This window comes from Ruegeria sp. P8, from assembly GCF_056534665.1.
In genome coordinates this window covers 20,340-31,440 of the sequence record NZ_JBQERC010000024.1, presented here as the reverse complement: position 1 = coordinate 31,440, position 11,101 = coordinate 20,340, and the positions used below count along the sequence as shown (strand labels likewise).

Annotated in this window: 10 protein-coding genes; 6 read left to right on the top strand and 4 right to left on the bottom strand. The window is 56.5% G+C overall.

Translation table 11 applies throughout. The annotated features are described in order from the left end of the window. Positions 1-247: 247 nt before the first annotated feature. Entirely contained in the window at positions 248-1,096 is an 849-nt protein-coding gene (gene bhcR, locus ACR0BZ_RS18375; RefSeq protein ID WP_480920955.1) for an HTH-type transcriptional regulator BhcR, read from the bottom strand. 169 nt (positions 1,097-1,265) lie between these two features. Between bhcR and bhcA the strand changes: the two genes are divergently transcribed. The 4 genes from bhcA to bhcD all read left to right on the top strand — a co-directional run bounded on the left by bhcA (position 1,266) and on the right by bhcD (position 5,709). Continuing rightward, entirely contained in the window at positions 1,266-2,456 is a 1,191-nt protein-coding gene (gene bhcA, locus ACR0BZ_RS18370; RefSeq protein ID WP_480507719.1) for an L-aspartate--glyoxylate aminotransferase BhcA, read from the top strand. After that, complete coding sequence (bhcB, locus tag ACR0BZ_RS18365) at positions 2,456-3,424, top strand: beta-hydroxyaspartate dehydratase BhcB (protein WP_480507727.1); 969 nt, start codon at positions 2,456-2,458, stop codon at positions 3,422-3,424. Before bhcA ends, bhcB begins: the two co-directional genes overlap by 1 nt. A 42-nt stretch (positions 3,425-3,466) precedes the next feature. Further along, on the top strand, positions 3,467-4,630 hold the full coding sequence (bhcC, locus tag ACR0BZ_RS18360) for a 3-hydroxy-D-aspartate aldolase BhcC (protein ID WP_480920954.1): 1,164 nt from the start codon (positions 3,467-3,469) through the stop codon (positions 4,628-4,630). Between the two features lie 113 nt (positions 4,631-4,743). Further along, positions 4,744-5,709, top strand: coding sequence for an iminosuccinate reductase BhcD (bhcD, locus tag ACR0BZ_RS18355; RefSeq protein ID WP_480539964.1), 966 nt, complete (start codon positions 4,744-4,746; stop codon positions 5,707-5,709). Between the two features lie 148 nt (positions 5,710-5,857). Here the strand turns inward: bhcD and ACR0BZ_RS18350 are convergent, their stop codons facing one another. Genes ACR0BZ_RS18350 through puuE form a run of 3 tightly spaced genes read right to left on the bottom strand, consistent with a single transcriptional unit; the run spans position 5,858 to position 9,233 of the window. Next, complete coding sequence (locus tag ACR0BZ_RS18350) at positions 5,858-7,282, bottom strand: uracil-xanthine permease family protein (protein WP_480920953.1); 1,425 nt, start codon at positions 7,280-7,282, stop codon at positions 5,858-5,860. 56 nt (positions 7,283-7,338) lie between these two features. Beyond that, positions 7,339-7,824: an ureidoglycolate lyase gene (locus ACR0BZ_RS18345; RefSeq protein WP_480920952.1), complete on the bottom strand. Its 486-nt coding sequence runs from the start codon at positions 7,822-7,824 to the stop codon at positions 7,339-7,341. Next, the gene (gene puuE / locus ACR0BZ_RS18340; protein WP_480920951.1) at positions 7,821-9,233 is read right to left on the bottom strand and encodes an allantoinase PuuE; all 1,413 of its coding nucleotides are present in this window, start codon (positions 9,231-9,233) and stop codon (positions 7,821-7,823) included. Before puuE ends, ACR0BZ_RS18345 begins: the two co-directional genes overlap by 4 nt. Before the next feature lie 147 nt (positions 9,234-9,380). On the opposite strand from puuE, the gene uraH reads away from it, so the two are divergent. Both uraH and ACR0BZ_RS18330 read left to right on the top strand, forming a co-directional pair. Then, positions 9,381-9,734: a hydroxyisourate hydrolase gene (gene uraH / locus ACR0BZ_RS18335; RefSeq protein ID WP_480625353.1), complete on the top strand. Its 354-nt coding sequence runs from the start codon at positions 9,381-9,383 to the stop codon at positions 9,732-9,734. A gap of 133 nt (positions 9,735-9,867) precedes the next feature. Continuing rightward, positions 9,868-11,100, top strand: a complete 1,233-nt coding sequence (locus ACR0BZ_RS18330; RefSeq protein WP_480625354.1) for a urate hydroxylase PuuD — start codon at positions 9,868-9,870, stop codon at positions 11,098-11,100. Position 11,101: the final 1 nt, after the last annotated feature.

Here is an 11,101-nt window from a genome sequence, read left to right as displayed (position 1 = left end):
AACAGGGAAACCTCGACCAACTCATGCAGAAAAACGGACCCTTCAAAAACCTCTTCGACCAACAGTTCAATAAACACAAACAAAAAGTCGCAGAATAATAAGGGGGTGCTGAAAATCGGGTGACCGGAGATGGGTACATCTGAATCGCGTTTCAGTTTTTGTTTGCGAGGCACATTTCCGCGCGTTGGTGTTGTGGCGCGGCAGACGGATCTGGGGTCAGCATTCGCCGCAATTTGGCGGCAAAACCTTAGGGTTGCGGAGACACCACTGTCCCACCAATAGCCAGCGTCAACTGGCGCGCGGCTTCCATCACCGGGCGGCTCAGCCGTTCGATTTCGGTTGCTCCCACGCGGCTGGTTGGCCCGGACACGGAAAGCCCTGCGACCGCCTCTCTGTTCATATCGAAAACGGGTGCTGCAATGCATCGCATACCTGTAGTCTTTTCTTCGTTGTCCACGGAAAAACCCCGCAATCTGATGGTTGTAAGATCTTTTTTCAACGCCTCAGGGCTGGTAATCGACTGATCTGTAAAAGCCTGTAAATTCGCGGCGGCCAACCTTCGGTTCAATCTGTCTTCGTCCATATGGGCCAACAACGCTTTTCCGATGCCCGACGCGTGCATGGGTGACAATGTACCGGGGGGGAAAAACGCCCGGATACTCTCATGTGTTTCCACCTGACTCAGGAACAGCACCAGACCTTCTTTCTCAATTCCCAAATTGGCGGTCTCGCCTGTGGTTTCCATCAGCTTGCGCATGATCGGCCGTGCCCGCTCCACCAGACTGGTTCGGCGCAGAAACCGCGAGCCGATGACAAATGCCTGCGGGCCAATGTGCCAAACCTGTTCTTCATGGTCGAACTCGACTAGGCCCCTGCCCTGCAACGTCACGAGGATGCGATAAACCGTGGCCGGTGCCTGACGCATTTCATCTGAAAGTTCAGTAAGAGCTTTGCCTTGCGCCTGGCTCAGATATTCGAAAACCTCCATCGCCCGATCCAGTGATTTGATCGTATTCTGCGCGGTTTTGTCGTCCCACCCCCGCGGTCTTCCCCGGGCTTTGCGACGGAGTTTCGGGTCATTGTCTTGCAATTCCATAAAAACCCTCTGAACATTTGTGAAAGACTATTTCATGATATGAAAAATATAACTCACTGACAACTAAAAGTTAAATCTCGTTAGACAAATTTTGAAATGCGTTTTCAAAAAAATTTCCAATCGGGTTGATGAAACTTATTGTGCTGGCAAGGACGGAAGGAGACCATCCATGAGCTTTCAAAACCCCGTTTTCATCCCGGGCCCGACGAACATCCCGGAAAGCCTGCGCAAGGCGTGCGATATGCCCACGATCGACCATCGTTCGCCATTGTTCGGGCAAATCCTGCATCCTGCGCGCGCGGGCGTTCGGAAAATTCTGAAAGGCGACAGTGCCGAAGTCTTCATTTTCCCGTCGACCGGCACCGGGGGCTGGGAAACCGCCCTGACCAATACGCTGTCCGCAGGTGACAAGGTTCTGGCGGCCCGCAACGGCATGTTCAGCCATCGCTGGATCGATATGTGCCAACGCCATGGGCTGAATGTTGAGATCGTCGAAACCCCGTGGGGCGATGGGCTGCCGGCTGACCGGTACGAAGAAATCCTTGCCGCCGACAAAAGCCATGAGATCAAGGCGGTTCTAGCCACGCATAATGAAACGGCAACTGGCGTGAAGTCGGATATCGCTGCTGTGCGCAAGGCGCTGACTGCTGCGCAACACCCGGCGCTGCTGTTTGTTGATGGCGTCTCATCCATCGCGTCGATGGATTTCCGGTTTGATGAATGGGGCGTGGATGTTGCCGTTACCGGGTCGCAGAAGGGTTTCATGTTGCCCGCTGGCCTTGCCATCGTCGGTTTCAGCCAGAAAGCGATGGAAGCAACCAAAACCGGCACCCTGCCCCGCACATTCTTTGACGTCCGGGACATGACCAAGGGATACGCCAACAATGCTTACCCCTATACACCCGCTGTCGGGTTGATGAATGGCCTCAATCAAGCCTGCTCTATGCTGTTGAGCGAAGGTCTGGAGAACGTTTTTGCCCGGCACCACCGGATTGCCGAAGGGGTCCGTGCCGCTGTGGGGGCGTGGGGGCTGGAGCTTTGTGCCAGCAGCCCTGCGGTCTATTCCGATACCGTAAGCGCAATCCGCACGCCGAACGGCTTCAACGCGACGGATATAGTCACGCACGCAGCTGAAAAATACGGCGTTGCCTTTGGCGTGGGTCTTGGTGAGGTCGCGGGCAAGGTGTTCCGGATCGGGCATCTGGGCAGCCTGACGGATGTCATGGCTCTGTCCGGGATCGCCACTGCTGAGATGTGCATGGTTGACCTGGGCCTGAACATCGACCTGGGGTCCGGAGTTGCCGCCGCACAGGAATACTATCGTGGCCATCCCGGTTCCGTTCAGAAGAACGCGGCATGATGAAGGATTGCACAATGTATATCCCAACCTATGAAGACATGCTTGCGGCACATGACCGGATCAAACCCCATATCCGCCGCACCCCGGTGCGAACCTCGGACTTTCTCAACGAACTGTCAGGCGCGCAGCTGTTCTTCAAATGCGAGAACTTTCAGGAACCGGGTGCTTTCAAAGTACGAGGTGCCACCAATGCGGTTTTTGGGCTGGATGAGAAACAGGCCGAAAAAGGTGTCGCCACCCATTCTTCGGGCAATCACGCCTCGTGCCTGTCTTATGCGGCGATGAAACGGGGCATTCCCTGCAACGTGGTCATGCCGCGGACAGCGCCGCAAGCAAAGAAGGACACGGTCCGCCGTTATGGAGGGAAGATTACAGAATGCGAACCTTCCACCTCGTCGCGCGAAGCGACATTTGCCGAGGTTCAGGCGGCTACGGGCGGTGACTTTGTTCACCCCTACAACGATCCTCGGGTCATCGCCGGGCAAGGCACCTGTTCGCGCGAGTTTATCGAGCAGACCGACGGTCTGGATGCAGTCGTCGCGCCAATCGGCGGCGGTGGCATGGTATCCGGAACCTGTTTGACCCTGTCGACGCTCGCCCCGGAAACCGCGATCATCGCGGCGGAACCGGAACAGGCCGACGATGCCTATCGTAGCTTCAAGGCCGGTCATATCATCGCGGATGATGCGCCAAAGACGATTGCTGACGGGTTGCTGGTGCCGCTGAAGGATCTCACCTGGCATTTCGTATCGAACCACGTCTCAGAGATTTACACAGCCTCCGAGCAAGAGATCATCGATGCGATGAAACTGACGTGGAAGCACCTGCGGATTGTGATGGAGCCATCTTCGGCCGTTCCGCTGGCCACGGTTCTCAAAAACCCGGACGCCTTCAAGGGCAAGCGTGTCGGACTGATTGTTACAGGTGGCAATGTCGATCTGGACCGGCTGCCCTGGATGAATGTCTGAATACACCCCAACAAAAAACTATCCCAGTATAGGATTACGGAGATGAAAGATATGAGCACTCTCGACCAGTTCGAAGTAGGTTACGACATTCCGGCCAAGCCCGGCATGGACGAAGCAGACATCCAGACACCCAGCCTGATTTTGGATCTCGACGCGCTTGAACGCAATATCAGGAAGATGGGCGATTATGCCAAGGCGCACGGGATGCGTCACCGCGTGCATGGTAAAATGCATAAGTCGGTTGACGTGGCCAAGCTGCAAGAAAAAATCGGTGGTGCCGTCGGTGTCTGCTGCCAGAAAGTTTCCGAGGCCGAAGTTTTCGTTCGTGGTGGGATCAAGGACGTTCTGGTTTCGAACCAGGTGCGTGACCCGGCCAAAATTGACCGCCTCGCACGCCTGCCAAAGCTGGGCAGCCGCATTATCGTGTGTGTCGACGATCTGGAAAATGTCGCCGACCTTTCGGCGGCGGCAGTCCGGCATGGAACACAGCTGGAAGTCTTCGTGGAAATCGATTGCGGCGCAGGGCGGTGCGGGGTCACAACGACACCCGAAGTGATTGAAATCGCCAAGGCGGTTGAGGCTGCAGACAACCTGAAATTCAGCGGAATTCAGGCCTATCAGGGTGCCATGCAACACCTCGACAGCTATGAGGCACGCAAGGAAAAACTGGATACCGCCATCGCGATGGTCAAAGACGCGGTAGACGGTCTTAAAGCCGAGGGTATCGAGTGTGATCTGGTCTCGGGCGGCGGTACGGGGTCTTACTACTTTGAATCCAACTCGGGCGTGTATAATGAGCTGCAATGCGGGTCTTATGCGTTCATGGATGCCGATTACGGTCGCATCCTGGATGAGAACGGCAACCGGATCGACCAGGGCGAGTGGGAGAACGCATTCTTCATCCTGACCAGCGTCATGAGCCATGCAAAGGCTGACAAAGCAATCGTCGATGCGGGTCTGAAGGCGCAGTCGGTGGATAGCGGCCTGCCTGTTGTTTTCGGGCGTGACGATGTCGAATACATCAAATGCTCGGATGAACATGGCGTCGTGATGGATCCAAGCGGGGCGCTCAAGGTCAATGACAAGCTGAAGCTGGTGCCGGGGCACTGTGACCCAACCGCAAACGTGCATGATTGGTATGTGGGCGTCCGGAATGGCAAGGTCGAATGCGTGTGGCCGGTGTCAGCCCGCGGCCGCGCGTACTGAGCTTGAATGCTCAAAGAATAAACCGCCGGCCAAACATGGCCGGACAGTCGCCCGTGCGCGCCCGCTTTTGTCGGTGAATCGCACGGGCGCACGAATTCCAAGTGGAGAATGACATGCTGATCGTACCCGAGCGCGAAATCGCCAACCTCATGACCCGCGACGCGGCCTTTGAAGCCGTCGAACAGGTCTTTGCCTCCATGGCAGCAGGGGACGCCTATAACTTTCCTGTCGTGCGCGAAGCCATCGGGCATGAGGACGCCCTGTACGGCTTTAAAGGCGGGTTTGACCGCGCCGGGCTGACACTGGGCCTGAAGGCCGGGGGGTATTGGCCAAATAACCTGGAAAAGCGCGGGTTGATCAATCACCAGTCCACTGTTTTTCTTTTTGACCCTGACACCGGAAAACCGTCAGCGATGGTTGGCGGCAACCTTTTGACGGCCTTGCGCACTGCGGCGGCCTCTTCTGTATCCATCAAGCACCTTGCCCGTGCGGACGCGCGGGTGATCGGTATGATCGGGGCCGGGCATCAGGCAACCTTTCAGCTACGCTCGGCGCTAGAGACCCACACTTTTGAAAAGGTCCTTGGCTGGAACTACCATCCCGAGATGTTGCCGAACATTGAAAAGGTCGCCAATGAAGCCGGTGTTCCGTTTGAAGCGGTCGAACTTGACGGCATGACCGAGGCGGACGTCATAATCTCGATCACCTCGGCTTTTGCACCATCGCTGATGGCAAACCATGTGAGCCCCGGAACGCATATCGCGTGCATGGGAACGGACACCAAAGGCAAGCAGGAAGTCGAGGCGGCGTTGTTGGCCAAAGCATCCGTATTCACAGATGAAATCGCACAGTCAATTTCGATTGGCGAGGCGCAACACGCTGTGGCACAGGGCCTGATCAGAGAAAGTGACCTGATCCAGTTGGGTGCGGTCATCAACGGAACAAACTCGGGCCGAACATCAGACGATCAGATCACGTTGTTCGATGGCACAGGCGTCGGTCTTCAGGATCTGGCGGTTGCTGCATCTGTTGTCGAGCTGGCCGTACAGAAAGGCATCGCGATTGAGGTCGATTTCTAACGACATTCCCGTTTGGTCGCCTAAGCGTCGTGTCGAACGACGCGTTGCTTATGTGAGCCACGGGCCAAGCCTGCCACACCGGCCAGAAACCAAAAAAGCGGCGCGATTAGCGCGCCGCTTCTTCGTTTACAAGTCCGGGCCGAACCGGTCAGACGTGATCGTCCTGTTCGATAGAGCCCAGCCCGTGGCCTGCCATTCCACCGGACACCTCTTCCGTCGCTTCATCCGAAAGCTCTTCGGGCAGAACCAGATTCAGGACAATGGCGATGATAGCGGCAGGCAAAATCCCGGATGTCGCCAGAACTTTGAGAGTTCCGGGCAGATGCTGTAAAGCGCCGGGCTCTAACTGCAAGCCCAGACCAAGGCTGAGTGAAATCGCAAAGATCACCATGTTGCGGCGGTTCCACGTCACGTCCGACAGCATCGAGACACCGGCTGCAACCACCATACCGAACATCACGATCACACCACCGCCCAGAACCTCGATCGGAACGGATGAGATCACCGCGCCGATCTTGGGGATAAGCCCGCATATGATCAGGAACAGGGCACCTATGGTTACGACCGTGCGGCTCATGACACCGGTCATGGCAATCAGGCCGACATTCTGACTGAACGACGTGTTCGGCAGGGCCCCGAAGACACCTGATACCGCAGTTCCAAGACCATCGGCAAAAGTCGCGCCCTGAATTTCCTTGTCGGTTGCCTCGCGTCCCGCGCCCCCCTTGGTGATACCGGACACATCCCCGACCGTTTCAACAGCCGATACAAAGGACATCGCACAAAACCCGATGATCGCCGCGAATGAAAACTCGATACCGAAGTGAAATGGGTTCGGCATTGCAAACGGAGCCGCGCGCCCAACATTGCCCAAATTTACCTGACCCAGTGCGAATGCCACAACATATCCGACCAACAAGCCAATCAGAACCGCCGACACCGACAACATACCGCGGGCAAAAAACTTCAGGCCCAGCGTAACAACAATCACAGTTACGGCCATAAGCCAGTTCAGACCAGAGCCGTATTCTTCGGTACCGATGGCGGGTACACCCCCTGCGGCGTACTGGACGCCGACCTTGACAAGCGCAAGCCCGATCATGGTCACGACAAGACCGGTAACCAAGGGCGGAAGCGCAAAGCGAATACGGCCAATGAACAACCCTAGGCTGGCATGAAACAGGCCGCCAATGACTATGCCACCCATCAATACTGCAATCGCGTCAACGCCCTTTCCGACCACCAACGGGATCATGATCGGAATAAAGGCAAACGACGTTCCCTGCACGATTGGCAGGCGGGCGCCAACAGGCCCCAGCCCAATGGTCTGGAACAGTGTCGCAACGCCCGCAAAGAACATCGACATCTGGATCATGTAAATCATCTGCGGGAAATCGGGGCTGTTTGAACCAAACCCGAAACCCGCCGCACCGCAAACGATGATTGCTGGCGTGACGTTGGAAACGAACATCGCCAGCACGTGTTGAATTCCCAAAGGGACCGCCTTCAGAATTGGCGGGGTGTAGTTCGGGTCGCGGAGCTGCTCCGGCGTCCCTAAAGTTGCATCTGACATCGCGTTTTTCCTCCCAAAAAAACTACGTGGACCGGCCCCTCTTCCGGCAATGTCCCTTATTCAGTGATCGTGTAGGCGTTCTGGAACCAATATTCCTCAAGGTTGGGCCCGTTTCCTATTCGGTCGACCACGGCGAACAACCCGGGGGGATGAAGCGGTGTCAGCACCCCATGCCAGGTGTTCCGATGATAATTCACGCCCTGTCCGGGCGCGGTTATGAATGCAACAGGCTCACCCGGCACACCCGCGTTGTCGGGCGCTACGACAACGACAAAGGGTTTATCTGAAAGCGGTAGAAAGGCCTGGCTGCCGTCGGGATGACGCTCGACCATTTCAAGTTTGATGGGCAGGTCGAAGGCCTGGGATTGGAAAACGCTGATCCCTGCGCGCCCCTCATGGAAATCCAGATGGGCGCGATCATGGTATCGCGCGCATTTTCCCTGATTGATGTATTTGTCCACGGCGCCAGACACTTCGATGACATCGCCGAACGGTGCAAAGACCTCGGCGGTCAGTGACCGGAGTTTCAGCGTGGATGTCATTGCGCAAATTTCTCGATCAGCCGCAACTCGGCAATCCGTTCGACCTGACGGCAGGCCTCGGCGAATTCGGTGTCTCGATCACTGTCTATCCGACGGTGAAAAGCCTCCAGAATGGTTGCTTTGGTGTTGTCCTTGACCGCAATGATAAAAGGAAAGCCGAACTTGGTCGTGTAAGTGTCGTTCAAGGCCGTGAAGGTCGCACGCTCTTCATCCGTCAGCATGTCGAGACCTGCTCCGGCCTGTTCTGCCGTGCTTTCCTTGGTCAGACGACCCGCAGCAGCAAGTTTGCCTGCCAGATCCGGGTGGGCTGTCAGGACGCCAAGCCGCTGCTCGGCTGTGGCAGAACGGAATACGCGCGCCAGAGCATTGTGAACCCCTGCGGCATTGTCATGCGTGGGACCCAGCTCCAGATCAAAGGCCGCCTGGGCAATCCACGGGCTGTGTTCGAACACGCCGCCAAATTCGGCGACAAAGGTTCGCTGGTCCATTTCCGACGGGGTCAGCCGTTGACTTGGCGGATGCATTTGCGCCCAATGATCGGCGATTTGTTCGCGGGTGGCAAACCAGACTCCGTCATGTTTCTTGAAATGGTCGAGTGCGCGTTTCAGGGCCATGGCGCGACCAGGGCGGCCGATGAGCCGGCAGTGCAGCCCGATCGAAAGCATCTTCGGCTCGCCCGCTTGGCCTTCGGCATAAAGCATGTCGAAGCTGTCCTTGAGATAGCTTTCAAACTGTTCGCCATTGGTATAGCCCGCCTGAATTGCAAACCGCATATCGTTGCAATCCATCGTGTAGGGCACGATCAACTGATCCTTGCCACCGGCCTTGACCCAATAGGGCAAATCGTCGGCATAGCTGTCGGCAATATAGGCCAGCTCGCCTTCGGCGGCGGCCAGATCGACCGTGTTCATCGAACAGCGGCCCGTGTACCAGCCACGCGGGGGCGTGCCGACGACCTCGGCATGAAGCCGGATCGCCTCACGGATCTGGGCGCGTTCTTCTTCCGCGTCCATGTCCTTGTGCTCAACCCATTTCAGGCCATGGCTGGCAATCTCCCAGCCTGCGGCCTTCATCGCCGCAACCTGCGCCGGTGCACGGGCCAATGCTGTGGCAACGCCATAAACCGTGACAGGAAGGTCCTGCAAAAGCCGATGCACCCGCCAGAACCCTGTGCGGCTGCCGTATTCGTAAATGGATTCCATGTTCCAGTGCCTTTGCCCCGGCCAAGGGGCCGCACCGGTGATTTCGGAAAGAAACGCCTCGGATGCGGCATCCCCGTGCAAAACGTTGTTCTCGCCGCCTTCCTCATAGTTCAGGACAATCTGAACTGCGATTTTGGCCCCGTTTGGCCAGTTTGCGTTTGGCACTTGCCGGCCATAGCCGGTCATGTCTCGTGGATACCGCGTCACATCAATTTCCCTCTTGCTGAAAAGACGAATAACCCAAACAATCACCTATGTTTTTCAAAAAATACTGTAAGCAGTCTTTTGACAGACTGCCTTTGCCTGCCGCTAGGGTATTGCAATAGTAACAGCAATACTTAGCGAGAGGTGCAAATGGCCGGTTACCTTACAACACATGTCCTGGATACGGCGCGGGGCTGCCCTGCCAGTGGGATGAAGATCGAGTTGTTCCGGATCAACGGAACAGACCGCACGTTGCTGAAAACTCTGCTCACCAACGAGGACGGCCGCACCAATGAACAAATCCTTCCCGAGGCCGAGTTCTCGACGGGCGAATACGAGTTGGTGTTTCATGCGGGCGAATACCTCGACGCCACTGGCGTGCCGCCTGAAAGCCCGCGTTTTCTGGATTTGATCCCGATCCGGTTCGGGATGTCCGAACACGCCCACTATCATGTTCCGCTGCTACTTTCGCCTTTCAGCTACGCGACCTATCGCGGCAGCTGAGCGTTGCACCGCGTGATCCTGTAGACTGACATTGTATTGTTATTTTTGATACTGCTTGATCTTTCGTAGCAATACCCGATGAAACCTCTGTCGCCTAGAGTGCCAAAGAACTTGGATATGTAGGAGCAACGCCATGTATGACCTGGCTGTTTTGTGGGAGTGGATGGCCTTTTCCGTCCGCTGGCTGCATGTGATCACGGCGATGGCGTGGATCGGTGCGTCATTCTATTTTATCGCGCTCGACCTGATGCTTAAGCCGAACCCTGCCTTGCCAGAAGGGGCCTATGGCGAAGAGTGGGAAGTGCACGGGGGTGGGTTCTATCACACCGTCAAATATCTTGTCGCACCCGCGCGTATGCCCGAGCACCTGACCTGGCACAAATGGCAGAGCTATACGACGTGGCTTTCGGGTGCGGCCTTGCTCATGATCATATATTGGGTCGGGGGCGAGTTGTTCCTGCTTGATCCGACCAAAGCGGACCTGGCGTTGTGGCAGGGGATATTGATTTCAGGCGGGTCACTGACTATCGGCTGGCTGCTTTACGACCAGATGTGCAAGTCGCGCCTGAGTGAGCAACCCACCGCGCTAATGCTGTTGCTTTTCGTGATTCTGGTGGCCATGTCATGGGGTTACAATCAGATTTTTACCGGTCGTGCCGCGCTTTTGCACCTGGGTGCGTTCACCGCAACCATCATGACGGCCAATGTGTTCTTCCAGATCATGCCCAACCAGCGGATCGTGGTGGAAGACCTCAAGGCCGGTCGGACGCCGGACGCCAAATATGGGAAAATCGCCAAGGTGCGTTCGACGCACAACAACTACCTGACCTTGCCTGTCGTGTTCCTGATGCTGTCGAACCACTATCCTCTGGCCTTTGGCACCCAGTATTCATGGATCATCGCCAGCCTGATTTTTCTGACCGGCGTGACCATTCGTCACTACTTCAACACGATGCACGCAACCGGGAAAGGGCCGCACTGGACCTGGGGTGTCACTGTCATCCTCATGATCGTGATCGCATGGCTGTCTTCTGTCAGAACCGGCGAGACATGGGAGAACGCCGAAGCAAGGGCATTGACACCTTACGAAGAAAAATTTGCGTCGGCTGCTGGGTTTGAAGAAGCCTATGACACTGTTCTGGGCAATTGTTCGATGTGCCATGCCCGCGAGCCGGTTTATGGCACCATGAAATGGGCCCCCAAGAAGGTTTATTTGGAAACGCCGGGCGATGTAGCCCGGCACGCCGACCAGATTTACCTGCAGGCCGGGATCAGCCATGCCATGCCACCGCCTTCAGCAGTTCAAATGGACGTGGAAGCGCGCCAAACCATCATCGCATGGGTGCGCGAGGTCAGAGGGCAGTAGG

Excerpts from the sequence above, each read along its gene's own strand:
- bhcR (WP_480920955.1), bottom strand. The coding sequence starts at position 1,096 with ATGGAATTGCAAGACAATGACCCGAAACTCCGTCGCAAAGCCCGGGGA.
- bhcA (WP_480507719.1), top strand. The coding sequence starts at position 1,266 with ATGAGCTTTCAAAACCCCGTTTTCATCCCGGGCCCGACGAACATCCCG.
- bhcB (WP_480507727.1), top strand. The coding sequence starts at position 2,456 with ATGAAGGATTGCACAATGTATATCCCAACCTATGAAGACATGCTTGCG.
- bhcC (WP_480920954.1), top strand. The coding sequence starts at position 3,467 with ATGAAAGATATGAGCACTCTCGACCAGTTCGAAGTAGGTTACGACATT.
- bhcD (WP_480539964.1), top strand. The coding sequence starts at position 4,744 with ATGCTGATCGTACCCGAGCGCGAAATCGCCAACCTCATGACCCGCGAC.
- ACR0BZ_RS18350 (WP_480920953.1), bottom strand. The coding sequence starts at position 7,282 with ATGTCAGATGCAACTTTAGGGACGCCGGAGCAGCTCCGCGACCCGAAC.
- ACR0BZ_RS18345 (WP_480920952.1), bottom strand. The coding sequence starts at position 7,824 with ATGACATCCACGCTGAAACTCCGGTCACTGACCGCCGAGGTCTTTGCA.
- uraH (WP_480625353.1), top strand. The coding sequence starts at position 9,381 with ATGGCCGGTTACCTTACAACACATGTCCTGGATACGGCGCGGGGCTGC.
- ACR0BZ_RS18330 (WP_480625354.1), top strand. The coding sequence starts at position 9,868 with ATGTATGACCTGGCTGTTTTGTGGGAGTGGATGGCCTTTTCCGTCCGC.